Below are 16455 nucleotides of genomic sequence, written 5' to 3'. Positions count from 1 at the left end.
TTATGAGTGAATAAAGCAAGTGAAACTACAAAAGGCCGTCTGAAAAATATACTTTCAGACGGCCTTTTATTGATTGTATCTACGTTTTTAAGATTTTCCGGCTTTATCTCCGATTTTGCTTTCTTTGCCTTGAATCAGGTTTTGAATATTGCTTTTATGGCGGTACAACACCAATGCTGCAATGAATACGGTTGCCCATGCCCAAGAGGCGTGTGGCATCATGAAGAAGGCGAAGATAGGTGCGCAGACGGTGGCGACCAGTGCGGCGAGGGAGGATACTTTGAAACCGAATGCCATGATCAGCCAAACCAAGGCGCAGAGCAGGGCGGTTGCAGGGGAGAGGGCGAGCAAGACGCCCAATGCGGTGGCTACGCCTTTGCCGCCTTTAAAATTGAAAAATATTGGCCACATATGGCCGACCAATGCGGCGATGGCAACCAGGGCTATCGTTGCATCAGACAAATTTAAAGCATCTTGTAGACAGCGTGCCAAGATGACGGCAACCAAGCCTTTTACTGCATCGCCGAGCAAAGTCAGTGCGGCTGCTTTTTTCTTACCGCTGCGCAAGACATTGGTGGCACCGGGGTTGCCGGAGCCGTAAGTGCGCGGATCGTCCATGCCGTAATATTTTGATACGATGACGGCAAAAGACAGGGAGCCGATAAGATAGGCGGCAATAATGGCGAGTACATTGAACATTTTGGGTGCTTTACTTAAAATGGGAACGGTTATTCTATCAAAAAAATGGACAGGCAAATGGATAAAATCTTTTTGTACGGCATGAAGGCCGATACTTTAATCGGCGTATATGATTGGGAACGCGAGCGTAAACAGACTTTGATTTTGGATTTGGAAATCAGTGTTCCCGAGCGTACCGGTACGAGCGACAATATCGGCGACACCATCCATTATGGCGAAGTATGCGAAGTCGTACGCCGCAGCCTTGCCGAACAGGATTTTTTACTGCTGGAAACTTTGGCGGAACATATCGCCCAATTGATTTTAAATGATTTTGGTGCGGCCAAAGTGCGCGTCCGTATTGTGAAACCGGGTATCTTGCCTGATGTGGCGCAGGTCGGTATTGAGATTGAACGTACTCGGGAATAAACCATAAATATATAAATTTTTAGTTTTAAATAAAAAAGAAAACGTCATGATTGAACAAATATTGGGAAGTATGTCAGGTATATTTTGGATTTTTTTGATCATTATTCCTTTGCTTTTATTAAAAGCGCTGTTGAAAAATCCTAAAATAAAGGGAAGTATGGGGGAAATAGCAGTTCGTTCTGTAATTGGAAAAAATTTAGATGAGAAAACTTATTCTGAGTTTCACGATTTAATTATTCCATCTCGAGATGGTACGACACAAATTGATCATATTTATGTCTCAATTTTTGGGATATTTGTGATAGAAACTAAAAATTACACAGGTTGGATTTTTGGTAGTGAAAAGCAATCTAAATGGACGCAAATCATCTATAAACAGAAACATTATTTTCAAAACCCGTTGCGTCAGAATTATGCTCATATCAAAGCATTGTCAGAACTATTGCAATTTCCTGAGGAGAAGTTTCATTCAATGGTAGTTTTCTTGGGTGATTGTGAGTTGAAATCGAAAATGCCACCAAATGTTTGCCGTATTAGGCAGGCGGTGGCTTATATTAAGAATTTTCAGACGGCCTTATTGCTTCCTCATGAAGTAGAGGCAATAGTTGCTGTATTGTCTTCAAGTGACTACCAAGCAAATAGTGAGAAGCTGCGAACACATACGGAGCGTTTGCAACAACGACATCAGCGGTAACTATTAGAAAAGGCATCCTCTGAGTTTATTTCTGTAAAATTTCAGACGGCCTTTAATATTTAATAATTTGGAAATGAGGTAAAAAAATGGATTTGAAAGAAACTAAATTAAGCAGCGAGCCAATCTACGAAGGTTCTTTTGTTACCATCAGCCGCGATCGGGTTCGCCTACCCAACGGCAACGAAAGTCAACGGATTGTGATCCGTCATCCGGGTGCTGCGTGTGTATTGGCGGAAACGGAAGACGGTAAAGTTGTTTTGGTACGCCAATGGCGTTATGCCGCCGATCAGGCGACGTTGGAATTGCCGGCGGGTAAATTGGATGTGGCGGACGAAGATCCTGCCGAATGCGCTTTGCGCGAGTTGGCGGAAGAAACGCCATATGTCGCCGACAGTGTCAAATTGTTGTACTCCTTTTATACTGCAGTCGGTTTTTGCGATGAAAAAATGTATCTCTACCAAGCGCAAGGTGTGCGTTTGGGCAGCGAATTGAGCAATGATGAGGATGAAATTACAGAAACCGTCCTGATGAGCAAGGAAGAGGTGAGCAATGCATTGGCAAACGATGAAATCAAAGATGGTAAGACTTTGATTGGTTTGCAGTATTGGTTGACTCAGAATTGATATGTAAGCAGAAAATCCTTGATGGATTTTTAAATACTTGAGTCTGATATTTAGATAATAAGGTTTTATGCAAACAAGGCCGTCTGAAAAAGCGTTCAGACGGCCTTGTTTTATTTTGTAGCCGGATTTTAACCTAATAAAGCCGGTGCAAACCGTGTGATTGTATCGCGTAAAACGATGAGTTTGCCGTGGAAGAAGTGGGACGAGCCGGCAATGGTGACAACAGGCAGGCCTTGTGGTTCTGCCCATGTCAGGGCTTTGTTGATTTCGACGACTTCGTCTTCCGCGCCATGAATCATCAATGTTTTGGCGACATCCGGAACGTTGGATGGCTCCGGGCGGTCAGTATAGTGATGGACGGCGGCACCCATCAACAACAGCAAATCAGGCGTACGCGCTTGTGCGGCAAAGGTGGAAACGTAGCCGCCGAATGAGAAACCGGCCAGGACGAATTGCGGCGCGTCAGGATGTTGCGCACGGGCGTAGTCGATAACGGCAATGCAGTCTTGCGTTTCGCCGCGGCCGTAGTCGTGTTCGCCTTGGCTATTGCCTACGCCGCGCAAATTGGGCAGGTAGCAATGGAAGCCGAGTTGGCTGAGGGCTTTGGCGGCGGTTTGGATGACTTTGTTGGTGTTGGTGCCGCCTTGCAGGGGATTGGGGTGGTTGATGACGGCAACGCCGCGGGCAGATTCTTGTGTGCTTGGCAGGTAGATGGTTTCCAGCAAACCGGCCGGGCCGGGGATTTGAATGATGTCGGGTTTGAGCATGGGTGTGTCCTTGTTTGTTTTCAGACGGCCTAAAGCAGTTTACAGATAAAAATTCTTGCCGTTATTTTGATTGTTGGCTTTCAAATCGGCAAGCATCCGTTTGAAGTCCAAGCCGTATTTTTCGCTTAATTTTTCGGCGCGTTTTTTCAGGTTGTCGAGATTTTGTTCTTTGGGGCTGCTTTGGAATGCCATGACCGCTACGTTGCCGTGGCTCTCGGCAGGCAGCTCGAGTACGCGGCCGTCAAAGACGTTGAGCAGGCGTTCGACAAAGCGTTGATAACGTTGGTCGCCGCTCCACCAGTTGGTGACAAATACGCCGTCGGGAGAGAGGGCGTTGCGGCAGTCTTGGAAGAAGGGCTCTTCCACCAAAGCATCGATAATCTGTTCGCCGTCAAAACCATCTACCAAAATTACATCGGTATTGTGGCGGAACACTTTAATATATTCCGCACCATCCGCCTCGATAATTTCAAAATTTTCGCCTTCGTGCGGCAATTCAAACAGGCTGCGCGCCACGGCGATGACTTGCGGATTGATGTCCACGGCGGTTTGCTTGGTGTGGGGCAGATAGCTGTCTATCCAACGGGCAAACGAGCCGCCACCCAAGCCGATTTGGGTGATGTGTTTGGGCGGGGTTTCTGCAAACAGCAGCCAACCCATCATGGCGCGGCTGTACGACAACACCAGCTCGGACGGATGATCGACATTCATGGAGCTTTGAATGGTGTCGCTGCCCAAGTGCAGGGAACGGATATTGCCTTCTTCGGAAATGCCGACTTCGGGCAGATGGGATTTGGCTGGGCGCAGGCGGCGGTAAGGATAGCGGGGTGGCATGGGTGCAGATGGAAAGATATAAAAGGCGTTATTTTAACAGAAACAATGATGTTTTGCGCTGTGGCGGTTTTCAGACGGCCTTTGAGTGTGTTGGATGGAAAGATAAGGTATGTATTTAATTTTCTTTAAAATCATTGGTTTTTATAATTTCGTGAGTAACTTTGTTTTAAAATGCTTGCCAAGATGGGAACTTATCGGCATAATGCCGACTTCCTTGCCGGTATAGCTCAGTTGGTAGAGCACCTGACTTGTAATCAGGGGGTCCCGAGTTCGACTCTTGGTGCCGGCACCAGTTAAAGACTGATGATGCCGCAAGGCATTTCAGTAAGCCGGTATAGCTCAGTTGGTAGAGCACCTGACTTGTAATCAGGGGGTCCCGAGTTCGACTCTTGGTGCCGGCACCAAATTAAAAGCCCGATTGTGAAAGCAGTCGGGCTTTTTGCTTATGCTTTGATATTTGAAAAGCAGACCTTATAATACCGCGTTTCCATTACAACAAAGGGCTGCCCGTCGGGCGGAACACACAAAACACCATGATTACCGTAAACACTTTGCAAAAAATGAAAGCAGAGGGCGAAAAAATCGCCATGCTGACCGCTTATGAATCCAGCTTTGCCGCGCTGATGGACAATGCCGGCGTAGATGTGTTGTTGGTTGGCGACTCTTTGGGCATGGCGGTGCAAGGTCGTCAGTCCACTTTGCCGGTGAGCTTGCAGGATATGTGCTACCACACTGAATGCGTGGCTCGCGGTACTAAAAATGCCATGATTGTCAGCGATTTGCCGTTTGGCGCATATCAACAGAGCAAAGAGCAGGCATTTGCAGCGGCGGCAGAGTTGATGGCAGCCGGTGCACATATGGTCAAGCTCGAAGGCGGTGTCTGGATGGCGGAGACCACTGAATTTCTGCAAATGCGCGGTATCCCTGTCTGCGCCCACATCGGCCTGACTCCGCAATCCGTGTTTGCATTCGGCGGCTATAAGGTTCAAGGCCGCGGCGACAAGGCAGAGGCATTGCTCAACGACGCCAAAGCGCATGATGCGGCAGGTGCGGCGATTGTGTTGATGGAATGCGTTCCTGCGGAATTGGCGAAAAAAGTGACTGAGACAGTTTCTTGCCCAACCATCGGTATTGGCGCAGGCGTGGATTGTGACGGTCAAGTTTTGGTGATGCACGATATGCTCGGCATTTTCCCCGGTAAAACCGCCAAATTCGTGAAGAACTTTATGCAGGGCAAAGACAGCGTTCAAGCTGCGGTCAAAGCCTATGTAGACGAAGTCAAAGAAAAAACGTTCCCTTCTGTCGAACATACGTTTGCCGGATAAAATAAAAACCAGGCCGTCTGAAACTTATTTCAGACGGCCTTTTTGATGAATAAAAGCGTATAATCGCCGCGTGATTTCCGTTGATAAAACGGCGGAAAAGATAAAGGATTTTTCAAACCATGCAAATTATTCATACGATTAAAGAATTGCGCGAGTGGCGCAAAACTGCCGGAAAAGTGGCATTTGTGCCGACCATGGGCAATCTGCACGAAGGCCATCTTGCGCTGGTGCGCGAAGCGAAAAAACGTGCCGATAACGTTGTGGTCAGTATTTTTGTCAACCGCCTGCAATTCGGACAAGGCGAAGATTTCGACAAATATCCGCGCACTTTGCAGCAAGATGCCGACAAATTGGCAGGCGAGGGCGTTGCCGTCGTGTTTGCGCCTGATGAAAAAGAGCTGTATCCGAATGTGGAACAGCGTTTCAATGTCGAACCTCCGCACCTGCAAAATGAATTGTGCGGCAAATTCCGTCCGGGCCATTTCCGCGGCGTGGCGACCGTTGTGACCAAGTTGTTCAACATTGTTCAACCCGATACCGCCTGTTTCGGTAAAAAAGACTATCAGCAGCTGGCGATTATCAAAGGCTTTGTCGAAGATTTGAACTTCAATATCGACATTGTTCCTGTCGATACCGGCCGCGCTTCAGACGGCCTGGCACTTTCCAGCCGCAACCAATATTTGAGTGAAGCAGAACGCGCAGAAGCGCCTCGCCTCTATCAAGAGTTGCAAAACATTGCCGCTGCCCTGAAAAACGGCAATCTGGATTACGCCCGGCTTGAAGCCGAATGTGTCCGCCGTTTGACCGATGCCTGCTGGGTGGTTGATTACGTTGAAATCCGCCATGCACACAGTTTGGCAGTGGCTCATGTTGGCGATAAAGAATTGGTGGTGCTTGCCGCCGCCCGTTTGGGTACCACGCGCTTGATTGATAATTTGGAAGTGGCTTTGGCTTAAAACCAAGCTGCTGTTAAAGGCCGTCTGAAACCTGTTTTTCAGACGGCCTTTTGTTACAATAACGCTTTTGTGTTTCTAAGGTTTTTCCATGTCCAAACCCACCGTTTCCCCGATGATGCAGCAGTATCTCGCCATCAAATCGCAACACGCCGACAAATTGGTGTTTTACCGTATGGGCGATTTTTACGAGTTGTTTTTGGATGATGCGGTGGAAGCGGCGAAGCTGTTGGACATCACCCTGACCACGCGCGGGCAGATGGACGGCGTGCCGATTAAGATGGCGGGTGTACCGTTTCACGCGGCGGAGCAGTATTTGGCGCGGCTGGTGAAGATGGGCAAAAGCGTGGCGGTGTGCGAGCAGGTGGGCGAAGTCGGCGCGGGCAAAGGGCCGGTGGAGCGCAAAGTCGTGCGCATCGTTACGCCCGGCACGCTGACCGACGCGGCGTTTTTGGAAGACAAGGAAACCAACCGCATCGCGGCGGTGAACGCAGACAAGAAAAATGTTGCCATTGCATGGGCTTCTTTGCAAAGCGGTGAATTCAAAACCAAGCTGACGACGGCGGACAAACTCGCCGACGAGCTGGCACGTTTGCAGGCGGCGGAAATCCTGCTGCCCGAAGGCAAAAGCCTGCCTGACGGTTTTCAGGGTGCGCAGCCTGCCCGTGGTACGACCTCTGCCAACATCACGCGCCTGAACTCATGGCAGTTTGCCGCCGACGCGGGCGCGAAACTGTTGACCGAATACTTCGGCTGCCAAGACCTGCACGGCTTCGGTTTGGACGGCAAGGAACACGAAGCCGCCGTCGGCGCGGCAGGCGCGCTGCTGAACTACATCCGCCTGACGCAAAACCTGATGCCGCAACACTTGGACGGTCTGTCGCTCGAAACCGACAGCCAATATATCGGCATGGACGCCGCCACACGCCGCAACCTTGAAATCACGCAAACCCTCTCCGGCAAAAAATCGCCGACCCTGTTTTCCATACTTGATGGCTGCGCCACCCACATGGGCAGCCGCCTTTTGGCACTCTGGCTGCATCACCCCTTACGCAGCCGCGCCCACATCCGTGCCCGCCAAGAAGCCGTTGCCGCACTGGGTTCGCAATACGAAACCTTACAAGGCCGTCTGAAAAACATCGCGGACATCGAACGCATCGCCGCCCGCATCGCCGTGGGCAATGCACGTCCGCGCGACCTCGCCGCCCTGCGCGACAGCCTGTTTGCCCTGTCCGAAATCGAATTGTCCGCCGAGGGCAGTAGTCTCTTAGAAACCCTCAAAGCTGTTTTCCCCGAAACCCTGCCCGTCGCCGAAACCCTCAAAGCCGCCGTGATGCCCGAACCCGCCGTCTGGCTCAAAGACGGCGGCGTCATCAATCAAGGCTATTGCGCAGAACTCGACGAGTTGCGCCACATCCAAAACCACGGCGACGAATTCCTGCTTGAGCTTGAAGCGCGTGAACGCGAACGCACCGGCCTTTCCACCCTCAAAGTCGAGTTCAACCGCGTCCACGGCTTCTACATCGAGTTATCCAAAGTCCAGGCCGAACAAGCCCCTGCTGACTACCAACGCCGCCAGACCCTCAAAAACGCCGAACGCTTCATCACTCCTGAACTCAAAACCTTCGAAGACAAAGTGCTGACCGCGCAAGAGCAGGCATTGGCATTGGAAAAACGTCTGTTTGAAGCCCTGCTGAAAGAAGTTCAGACGGCCTTGCCGCAGCTTCAAAAAGCCGCCAAAGCCGCCGCCGCACTCGATGTGCTTTCCACGTTTGCCGCCATTGCCGCCGAACGCGGCTTCGTCCGCCCCGAGTTTGCCGACTATCCGGTTATCCACATTGAAAACGGCCGCCATCCCGTCGTCGAACAGCAAGTGCGCCACTTTACCGCCAACCACACCGACCTCAATCACAAACACCGTCTCATTCTGCTTACAGGCCCGAATATGGGCGGCAAGTCCACTTATATGCGCCAAGTCGCCCTCATCATCCTGTTGGCGCACACCGGCTGTTTCGTGCCTGCCGATGCCGCCCAAATCGGCCCCATCGACCAAATCTTCACCCGCATCGGCGCATCCGACGACTTAGCTTCCAACCGCTCCACCTTCATGGTCGAAATGAGCGAAACCGCCTACATCCTCCACTACGCCACCGAGCAATCCCTCGTCCTTATGGACGAAGTCGGGCGCGGCACTTCGACTTTTGACGGCCTCGCCCTTGCGCAAGCTATTGCCGAACATCTGCTGCAAAAAAACAAATCCTTCAGCCTCTTCGCCACTCATTATTTTGAATTGACGCGCCTGCCCGAAACCTGCGCCGCCGCCGTCAATATGCACCTTTCCGCGCTCGAACAAGGGCGGGATATTGTGTTTTTGCACCAAATCCAACCGGGTCCCGCCGGAAAAAGCTACGGCATCGCCGTCGCCAAACTCGCCGGCCTGCCCGGCCGCGCCCTCAAAGCCGCCCAAAAATATCTGGACGAACTCGAATCCCAAGCCGCCGCAAACCGGTCCCAACTGGATATTTTCAGTACCATGCCGTCTGAAAATAGGGAAGATGAGGAAGAGAAAGAACAAGAAGTTGAACCTGTTGATAATTTGCAGACCAATGAATTGGCTGAAGCTTTGGCGCAAATTCAGCCCGACAACCTCACACCGCGCGAAGCCTTGGATGCCTTGTATCGCTTGAAAGAAATGTGTGCCATGATTTAAAGAGCGTGGGTTTTGGCCGTTTGCAAAATATCAAGAAAACACATCATTGAGACGTTTGATGAACAGAAAGCGTGAATAGGGTTTGCAAGAGCAGGCTTATTCGTTTGTGTGATGAAACGGAATAAAAAGGCCGTCTGAAAGTTCAGACGGCCTTTTTTAATGGCTGTTAGTGTTGATGATGGTGGGCATGGCGTGCAGCCGCGCGTTTTGTACCGACAGGTACGATCAGCGTTGCGTAAGCGTTGTCTTGTTGACATACGCTTTTATCGCTGTAATCGGTCTCGTTCACCACTTTGATTTTCCACAAGCCGTCAATCAGCGTAATCACATTGACCACGCCGTTTTTATCGGTTTTGCCGGAGAAGCCTTGAGGCTCGCGGTGGTCATGGGTCGATTCCAAGTCCATTTCGGCCAAAGTGTCCGAGCTGGCGGTAACGGTGGCTTTAACCAAAGGCTCGCCTTTGTACAGGACTTTGACCGGCAAAATACCGCCTGCTTTGACTTCGTTCGGATTTTTCAGCGGAACCAGTTCCAGCTCTTGGCCGATAGGGCGGGTCAACACAGCTTCATCAACTGCGCCGTTGCCCACTTGGACAAAGCTCTTGCCGAACATTTGTGCCTGTTCGCAATAGGTGGCGCCGGCCAGCTGTTTTAAGGTTTGCTGTTTCCAGCCGTCTTGGTTTTTCGACCAGAAAGTCGGTTTGTAGGTTGCGCTGACCCAGTAGGAGCCTTCAGGCAAAGCGGCTTTGGAAACGTATTGATAGTTTTCGCCTTTATTTACCAAATCAACGGTTTTCTTTGAGCTGCCGGTCAATTGCAGCGGTTTGAAAATATGCACGCGGTCGTCGGCGATTTTTTCGACATTGGGGAAGTCATGACTGTAACCCAAATCCGCATGCAGGATTTTGCCGGCAGGCTGATGTGTCGGTGCGGCCACCCAAACATCGTGCGCCTGTGCCACTGCGCCCAATCCCAGCAATCCTAAAAGCATCCATTGTTTCATAGTTTCTACACTCCATATTTTGTTGTTGAATGAAAGGCCTTGTATTTTGGCGAGTAGAAACATTACTCTTATTTGCATTTTTTGTAAATAATAAGGATTATATTTTTTTAATTATAAATAATTATTCATATTGGATTTTCAGACGGCTTGACGTATTAGGTAGTGCTGTTTGCAACGTATGTTTATCCTGTATAAATAATTGCTTTAATCTTTATCTGATTGATGTATATATAATTTATTGTAATGTTTATTTGGGTGGGCATTTTTCCCCGACTTCCGCCCGAATTGTATATAACCAAAACTGATAAACGCGAAAGCAAACATTATTTCCAGTTTGCATCCAATCCAGATAAAGTGCTCACATATTTTTAACAGGAGCCGACCATGAATATCCGTACGCTTTCTTTTGCCGCTTTGACCGCCGCGCTGGCTTTGAGCGCGTGCTCGCCAAAAGCCGAACAAGTCGCCGACAATGCTTCTCAAGCTGCCGGAGGTAAAGGGGGGGAAGTCAAATTGCTGAACGTCTCCTACGATGTCGCCCGCGATTTTTATAAAGAATACAATCCTTTATTTGTCAAAGAGTTTGCCGCAAAAAACGGTGGGCAGTCGGTTGAAGTCCAACAGTCGCACGGCGGCTCCAGTAAGCAGGCTTTGGCTGTCGCCAATGGTTTGGCTGCCGATGTGGTGACCATGAACCAGACTTCCGATATCGAGCTTTTGGTGAAAAAAGGTTTGGTCAAAGCAGATTGGAACACCCGTCTGCCGGATAATGCCGTGCCTTATACCAGCAACGTCGTTTTCTTGGTGCGCAAAGGTAATCCGAAACACATCCAAGACTGGGGCGATTTGGCCAAAGACGGCGTGCAAATCGTTTTGGCCAACCCGAAAACCACCGGCAACGGCCGCTACGCCTTTTTGGGTGCGTACGGTTATGGTTTGAAAGTGAATAACGGCGATGAAGGTAAAACCAAAGATTTTGTGGCCGCATTGCTGAAAAACACGCCTGTGTTTGAAAATGGCGGCCGTGCGGCAACGACGACCTTCAGCCAACGCAATATCGGCGATGTCTTGGTTACCTTTGAAAATGAGGCCAACTACGTCAGCAAAAAGCTGACCCAAGGCCAATTTGAAATTGTCTACCCAAGCTACACTATTCTTTCCGAAGCGCCGGTTGCCGTCGTGGACAGCGTAGTCGACAAAAAAGGCACACGCGCCACTGCTGAAGCCTATCTGCAAAATCTCTGGAGCGAACCGGCCCAAGAGTTGGCCGCCAATCTTTATCTGCGTCCGCGCAATGCTGAAGTATTGGCGAAACACAAAGCCGATTTCCCTGAGATTGAGACGTTTAATCCGAATGAGAAATTTGGCCCGTGGGAAGAAATCATGAAAAAATTCTTTGCCGACGGCGGATTGTTTGACCGGCTTTCCAGTAAAAAATAAGGCTTAAACATAGAGGCCGTCTGAAACTTCAGACGGCCTTTTGTTACAATAAGCCTTTTTCTTATCCACCTTTTCCCATGTCCCAACGCAAAATCATCCATATCGATATGGACGCATTCTACGCTTCGGTAGAACTGCGCGAGCAGCCGCACCTGAAAGGGCTGCCCGTCGTTGTGGCATGGGATGGTACGCGGTCGGTTATTTGTGCCGCTTCTTATGAAGCGCGCAAATTCGGTTTGCACTCTGCCATGTCGGTGGCAACGGCGAAAAGGCTGTGTCCGCAGGCGGTGTTTGTGCCGCCGCATTTTGATTTGTACCGTCAAGTGTCGGCGCAGATTCATGCCGTGTTTCGGCGGTATACCGATTTGATCGAGCCTTTGTCTTTGGACGAGGCTTATTTGGATGTTACCCGAAATTTTGAAAATATCCCGTACGCCAGTGAAGTGGCCAAACGTATTCGTGCTGAAATTTTTGAAGAAACCGGTTTGACAGCCTCCGCAGGTATCGCGCCCAATAAGTTTTTGGCAAAAATCGCTTCCGACTGGCGCAAGCCGAATGGGCAGTTTGTGTTGCCTCCGCAAAAAATCATGGCGTTTTTGGAGAGCCTGCCGTTGGGTAAGATTCCCGGTGTCGGTAAAGTCACGCTGAAAAAGATGAATGCCCTCGGTATGCAGACTGCCGGCGATTTGCGCCGTTTTGAGCGCGGCGAACTTTTAAACCATTTCGGCCGCTACGGCTACCGCCTTTACGATTTGGCACGCGGTATTGACGAGCGGCCGGTCAAAGCCGAACGCGAACGCCTGCAAATCTCAACCGAAATCACCTTGCCCGAAGATTTGTCTTTGGCGCAGGCTTCAAGCCATTTGCCGCACCTTGCCGAAGACCTCTGGCGGCAAATCGAACGCAAAAACGTCGAAGCCAAAGGCGTTACCCTCAAACTCAAAACCCACGATTTCCGCATTATCACGCGTTCGCTGACGTATTCTTCCGTCCTTCCCGACAGCGCTTCGCTGCTTCAGGCGGCACATACTTTGCTGCAACGCATACCGCCGCAACGCGAAGACGCCTTCCGCCTGATCGGTATCGGCGTGAGTCATTTGCTGCCGAAAAACCAGCAGCAGACGCTTTGGTTATAAAGAAATAGAAAAGCATGCTTTCCGTTTGAAGATAGGGCGCAGGACAATATTGTTCCATAACCATATCGGCAGCCGTTTAAACAGGCCGTCTGAAAACGTTTCAGACGGCCTGTTTGACGGTTTAAAAAAACTGATTCATCAAGAATTTGTTTTTCGCTCAACGAAAGTGGAAAGCAGGGCGGTATCGATGTCCCATTTCCAAATGCCTTGATCCGATCCGTCCATGCCGCGCAGGAATAGGTAGCGGATGGCGATTTTGGACAACGGCTTGCCGCGCAGGGCGTAGTAGCGCGTGATGGCGACGGCGTAGATCAGGGCTTGCAGGTAGTAGTGATGATGCGCTACGGCTTCGTTCATCGCCTGTTGCGTGTAGGCGCTTGCATCGTTGCCCAAATGGTTGGATTTATAGTCGATTAAAACGACATTGCCGTCTGAATCTTGGCAAACCATATCGATGAAGCCGTTTAAATAACCTTGCAAATCATGGAAATCAAGCAGTTGCGCGGCTTGGACGCATTCAGGCGGCAGGTTTGCTTCGCTTGAGGCAAACCAACGGCGCAAGTCGTCCAGTTTGAAATCGTCCATGTACAGGGTAAACCCCATTTCGGGCAGGCGTCGGGTCGGCGGAATCTGCGATAGGCTCTCGTTGATTAAAGGCGTCAGGCGGCAGGTGTCGAGCATGGCGCTTACCGTCGGCAGCCATTTGTCTTCAAAGCTGTGGCGTTGCAAAACTTCGGCAATCATTTCGGATTGGCTCTCGGCAGAAGCGGCGAAGTCGAGTTTTTCCAACATTTCATGCAAACATACGCCGGCATTGGTGCCTCGGGGGAAATGGTGGATATCGAGGCCGTCTGAAAGTGGGGACGGCAGGTTTTCAGACGGCATGGCACGGTCTGCGCTTTCTGCCGGGTCGATGGCAGGTTGCAAAGGCTCGTGTTGTTCGTCGGTTGACTTGGTGTGCCGGCTCAAACCGGTAAAGCTGGTGTGGCGGATAAAGTCAAAATCGCGGCGTTTGATGGTATGTGCGCTCAAGGCTTGGTCTTGTTGGCGGCTGTATTGGTAGACGGTTTCCTGCGGGGTTTCTTCCGTGAAGGCAAACTCCGTATTTTCAGGCGCGTTTGTAATAAAGCGTTGCCAGTTGGTTTTGAGCATTTCCACAACGTCTGTCGCGCTTTTATAGCTTTGGTTGACGCTTTCGCGGTCAGCATCCGGCAAACCTTCGAGCAGATAGGCAAAAGGATTGTTTGGCGTACAGTTTTTGTTGGCGGCGGCGTAGATGTTGAGCTGTTCTTCGGCGCGGGTAAGGGCGACATAGAGCAGACGCAAATCTTCTGCCGTCTTTTCATCGGCAAGGTGGCTTAGTTCTGCTTCCGAGGTTTGCGATGTTGCCAGCAGCTCGGTTTCGTGGTTTTCGGTATGCAGGATTTTCCAGTTTTCTTTGGAATTGTCTTTGGTATCCCACGCGAAGGGGCAGTACACCAAAGGATATTGCAAACCTTTCGATGCGTGCATGGTAACGATTTTGACCAATTTTTCGTCGCTTTCAAGACGGATGGTTTGCGCGTCTGACGGGAAATGGCCGCTGCGCGCACGGCTGATTTGTTCGTTTAACCATTTATGCAGGGCGGCAGGGTTGCGGCTTTGGCTGTCTTCTTCGGCCAAAAGCTCCAGAATTTGGTAGTAGTTGGTCAGGCTGCGTTCGTTGCCGCCTTTGAGCAGGCGTGTTTCGATGTCATGTTGGGCGGCAAACTGCTGCACGGCGGCAAAAATGCCGCCTTTCCGCCATTTTTCCATGGCCTCGGCAGATGACTCCAGCCATTTCAGCAGCTGGTGTTCGTTGTGGTTAAGTTCGTAAATCTCTTTGGCGGTATAGCCGAACAAAACGCCGGTCAAGACAAAGCGCAGCCAGTCGGTTTGCCTTGGGTTGAGCCAAAAGCCGATCAGCGCGGACAGCGAGTCTGCCTCGGCGGAGTCGAAAACGGACTGGCGCGACAGCAACACGCTTTGGATACGGCGCTGTTTCAGTTTTCCGGCAATCATCGCCGCTTCGTTGTTGGTGCGCACCAAGACGGCAATATCGCCGGATTCCAATGCACGGCCTTTGAAGTTCAGACGGCCTTCGGCTGCTTCATTGAGCGCAAAGGCAATTTCATCGGCGCAATATTCGGCGGCACGGCCGCGCAAAATCTCTTTGCCGGTTTGATCGTCCGTATTGAGCCAGCGTACTTGGATGGCGGGGCGGTGTGGCGACAGCCGGCTTTCGGCACGGCTGGCGGAGACATCGCTGTAATCGATGTTTTCCAACACGAAGGGGTGTTTTTTTTGTTTGAACAAGGCGCTGATGCCGTTAATCAGCTTGGCATGGCTGCGGTAGTTGACGGCGAGGGTGTAATGCCTGTCCGCATCTTGCGCGGCTTGCAGATAGGCGTAAATGTCCGCACCTCGAAAGCTGTAAATCGCCTGTTTGGGGTCGCCAACGAGAAACAGCGGGCAGCCTTGTTCGATAAAAATTTGGCGGAAAATTTCGTATTGCAGCGGGTCGGTATCTTGGAATTCGTCAATCAGCGCGATTTCCCAGTTTGCCGCCGCCGCTTTTGCCAATGCGTTGCCGTGTTCATTGGTGGTCAATGCCTGATGGACATCCAGCAGCAAATCGTCAAACACGCGCTCGCGGCGTGATTTTTTTTGTTCGGTAATGGATTGGTTGATGTAGGAAAGGAGATCGAGTTGCAGGCAGATGAAGACTGCTTCTTCCGCGCTTTCCATTGCCTGCAAATCACGACCGAGATTGGCCAAGGCTTGCAGCTGAATAATTTCCGGCGCATCGGCATCGGCTTTATATTCTTTTTTCAGTTTGCTGTTGAGTGTATCGACACTGAAGAGGCTTAATTTTTTTAGCGTTTCTTTGCTCAGGCGGGGCAGACGGTTGGATTCGGCGTTTGTTTTTAAATCGGTAAAAACATTTTCAAAGGTATTTCTTTTGTAGGTCTGGCCGTTAAGTTTGGGGAAGATTGCCCAAAACGCTTTTTCCAAGTCTTCCAACTGACCGCAAACTTTTTGCCATGTTTCTTGAAGGTTGGCTTGGGCTTCTTTCAAATTGCCTTCAGGCCGTCTGAATTTCAGATAGGGGCGGCCGGTATAGCTTTTGATTTCGGCAAGTATTTCTTCAGGCGTGCATTTCCGGTCAAAAACCAATTGTGCCAATGTGGCATCGGTTGCCACTTTCTGCCGCCAAAAATCCTGCGCAGGAATCAGCAGCCTCTCGCGCGAGTCGTCCGACAGCTCGACATCCAAAGGCGCGCCGCACAAAAACGCGTAATCGCGCAAGACGCGCTGACAGAAGCCGTGGATGGTGTAAATCGATGCGTTGTCAAACTGGCTCAGCGCGGCTTTGAGGCGGAGAATCAGGCGATGGCAGCTTTCTTGTCCGTCTTGCTCGCCTAAAGCCAAAGGAATTAAACGATTGAGAAAGTCATCGGGGGATTTTTTCTCTTTTTCGTAATATTTGTTCAGGCCGTCTGAAATATGTTCCGGCTTGCCGCCCAAGGTTTGGATTTCGTTCAAAACCTGCAACACTTCGTCCAAACGCGCGCGCAAACGGGTTTTCAGTTCTGCCGTCGCCGCTTTGGTAAAGGTAACGACCAGAATTTTCTCGATGTCTTTTTTTTCTAAAACAATCAGTCGGGTAAAGAGCGCGGCAATGCCGTAGGTTTTACCCGTACCGGCAGAAGCTTCGATGAGGTTGGTGCCGTCGATGGAAAGTGTAAGCGCGTCAAAAGGAAGGGCGGAAGACATGGTGGGAACGGAATAATATTAGCGAGGCATTATCATAACAGAGATAGTGTGTTGTTTTGCATTGATGA

Annotated in this window: 13 protein-coding genes and 2 tRNA genes; 10 read left to right on the top strand and 5 right to left on the bottom strand. The window is 50.5% G+C overall.

What is annotated here, in order from left to right; translation table 11 throughout:
• Positions 1-87 precede the first annotated feature (87 nt).
• Positions 88-699, bottom strand: coding sequence for a glycerol-3-phosphate 1-O-acyltransferase PlsY (gene plsY / locus FAH67_RS05340; protein WP_004464185.1), 612 nt, complete (start codon positions 697-699; stop codon positions 88-90).
• Between the two features lie 57 nt (positions 700-756).
• On the opposite strand from plsY, the gene folB reads away from it, so the two are divergent.
• From folB to FAH67_RS05325, 3 genes are all read left to right on the top strand, one after another.
• Positions 757-1107 (top strand): dihydroneopterin aldolase, encoded by a 351-nt coding sequence (gene folB / locus FAH67_RS05335; protein ID WP_039863612.1) that lies wholly within the window; start codon positions 757-759, stop codon positions 1105-1107.
• A gap of 46 nt (positions 1108-1153) precedes the next feature.
• Positions 1154-1801, top strand: a complete 648-nt coding sequence (locus tag FAH67_RS05330) for a nuclease-related domain-containing protein (RefSeq protein ID WP_004464183.1) — start codon at positions 1154-1156, stop codon at positions 1799-1801.
• An 86-nt stretch (positions 1802-1887) separates the two neighbouring features.
• Positions 1888-2424, top strand: coding sequence for an NUDIX hydrolase (locus tag FAH67_RS05325; protein WP_004464182.1), 537 nt, complete (start codon positions 1888-1890; stop codon positions 2422-2424).
• Positions 2425-2552: 128 nt separating this feature from the next.
• On the opposite strand, the gene FAH67_RS05320 is transcribed toward FAH67_RS05325, so the two are convergent.
• Both FAH67_RS05320 and FAH67_RS05315 read right to left on the bottom strand, forming a co-directional pair.
• Positions 2553-3191 (bottom strand): alpha/beta hydrolase, encoded by a 639-nt coding sequence (locus tag FAH67_RS05320; RefSeq protein ID WP_039863610.1) that lies wholly within the window; start codon positions 3189-3191, stop codon positions 2553-2555.
• A gap of 39 nt (positions 3192-3230) precedes the next feature.
• Positions 3231-4025 carry a polyamine aminopropyltransferase gene (locus FAH67_RS05315; protein WP_039863608.1) on the bottom strand — a complete coding sequence of 265 codons (795 nt, stop codon included), beginning with the start codon at positions 4023-4025 and terminating at the stop codon, positions 3231-3233.
• A gap of 216 nt (positions 4026-4241) precedes the next feature.
• On the opposite strand from FAH67_RS05315, the gene FAH67_RS05310 reads away from it, so the two are divergent.
• The 5 genes from FAH67_RS05310 to mutS all read left to right on the top strand — a co-directional run bounded on the left by FAH67_RS05310 (position 4242) and on the right by mutS (position 9013).
• A tRNA-Thr gene (locus tag FAH67_RS05310) sits at positions 4242-4317 on the top strand.
• 36 nt (positions 4318-4353) lie between these two features.
• Positions 4354-4429, top strand: a tRNA-Thr gene (locus FAH67_RS05305).
• A gap of 129 nt (positions 4430-4558) precedes the next feature.
• Positions 4559-5350 carry a 3-methyl-2-oxobutanoate hydroxymethyltransferase gene (gene panB / locus FAH67_RS05300; protein ID WP_004464174.1) on the top strand — a complete coding sequence of 264 codons (792 nt, stop codon included), beginning with the start codon at positions 4559-4561 and terminating at the stop codon, positions 5348-5350.
• Between the two features lie 119 nt (positions 5351-5469).
• Positions 5470-6306, top strand: a complete 837-nt coding sequence (panC, locus tag FAH67_RS05295) for a pantoate--beta-alanine ligase (RefSeq protein WP_004464173.1) — start codon at positions 5470-5472, stop codon at positions 6304-6306.
• Positions 6307-6394: 88 nt separating this feature from the next.
• Positions 6395-9013, top strand: a complete 2619-nt coding sequence (gene mutS / locus FAH67_RS05290) for a DNA mismatch repair protein MutS (RefSeq protein ID WP_039863605.1) — start codon at positions 6395-6397, stop codon at positions 9011-9013.
• A gap of 166 nt (positions 9014-9179) precedes the next feature.
• Here mutS and FAH67_RS05285 read toward each other — a convergent pair whose 3' ends face one another.
• Positions 9180-10016 (bottom strand): DUF4198 domain-containing protein, encoded by an 837-nt coding sequence (locus tag FAH67_RS05285; protein WP_039863621.1) that lies wholly within the window; start codon positions 10014-10016, stop codon positions 9180-9182.
• 384 nt (positions 10017-10400) lie between these two features.
• On the opposite strand from FAH67_RS05285, the gene FAH67_RS05280 reads away from it, so the two are divergent.
• Together FAH67_RS05280 and dinB are read left to right on the top strand one after the other, a co-directional pair.
• Positions 10401-11456 carry a sulfate ABC transporter substrate-binding protein gene (locus tag FAH67_RS05280; protein ID WP_004464168.1) on the top strand — a complete coding sequence of 352 codons (1056 nt, stop codon included), beginning with the start codon at positions 10401-10403 and terminating at the stop codon, positions 11454-11456.
• 77 nt (positions 11457-11533) lie between these two features.
• A complete protein-coding gene (gene dinB, locus FAH67_RS05275; protein ID WP_004464167.1) occupies positions 11534-12592 on the top strand; it encodes a DNA polymerase IV in 1059 nt (352 codons plus the stop codon).
• 138 nt (positions 12593-12730) lie between these two features.
• Here dinB and recB read toward each other — a convergent pair whose 3' ends face one another.
• The gene (recB, locus tag FAH67_RS05270; protein WP_112890805.1) at positions 12731-16387 is read right to left on the bottom strand and encodes an exodeoxyribonuclease V subunit beta; all 3657 of its coding nucleotides are present in this window, start codon (positions 16385-16387) and stop codon (positions 12731-12733) included.
• Positions 16388-16455: the final 68 nt, after the last annotated feature.

This window comes from Neisseria flavescens (genome assembly GCF_005221285.1).
GTDB lineage: Bacteria > Pseudomonadota > Gammaproteobacteria > Burkholderiales > Neisseriaceae > Neisseria > Neisseria flavescens.
The sequence above is the reverse complement of the archived record's forward strand: the minus strand, read 5'-3'. Positions and strand labels throughout refer to the sequence as shown.

Excerpts from the sequence above, each read along its gene's own strand:
- plsY (WP_004464185.1), bottom strand. The coding sequence starts at position 699 with ATGTTCAATGTACTCGCCATTATTGCCGCCTATCTTATCGGCTCCCTG.
- folB (WP_039863612.1), top strand. The coding sequence starts at position 757 with ATGGATAAAATCTTTTTGTACGGCATGAAGGCCGATACTTTAATCGGC.
- FAH67_RS05330 (WP_004464183.1), top strand. The coding sequence starts at position 1,154 with ATGATTGAACAAATATTGGGAAGTATGTCAGGTATATTTTGGATTTTT.
- FAH67_RS05325 (WP_004464182.1), top strand. The coding sequence starts at position 1,888 with ATGGATTTGAAAGAAACTAAATTAAGCAGCGAGCCAATCTACGAAGGT.
- FAH67_RS05320 (WP_039863610.1), bottom strand. The coding sequence starts at position 3,191 with ATGCTCAAACCCGACATCATTCAAATCCCCGGCCCGGCCGGTTTGCTG.
- FAH67_RS05315 (WP_039863608.1), bottom strand. The coding sequence starts at position 4,025 with ATGCCACCCCGCTATCCTTACCGCCGCCTGCGCCCAGCCAAATCCCAT.
- panB (WP_004464174.1), top strand. The coding sequence starts at position 4,559 with ATGATTACCGTAAACACTTTGCAAAAAATGAAAGCAGAGGGCGAAAAA.
- panC (WP_004464173.1), top strand. The coding sequence starts at position 5,470 with ATGCAAATTATTCATACGATTAAAGAATTGCGCGAGTGGCGCAAAACT.
- mutS (WP_039863605.1), top strand. The coding sequence starts at position 6,395 with ATGTCCAAACCCACCGTTTCCCCGATGATGCAGCAGTATCTCGCCATC.
- FAH67_RS05285 (WP_039863621.1), bottom strand. The coding sequence starts at position 10,016 with ATGAAACAATGGATGCTTTTAGGATTGCTGGGATTGGGCGCAGTGGCA.
- FAH67_RS05280 (WP_004464168.1), top strand. The coding sequence starts at position 10,401 with ATGAATATCCGTACGCTTTCTTTTGCCGCTTTGACCGCCGCGCTGGCT.
- dinB (WP_004464167.1), top strand. The coding sequence starts at position 11,534 with ATGTCCCAACGCAAAATCATCCATATCGATATGGACGCATTCTACGCT.
- recB (WP_112890805.1), bottom strand. The coding sequence starts at position 16,387 with ATGTCTTCCGCCCTTCCTTTTGACGCGCTTACACTTTCCATCGACGGC.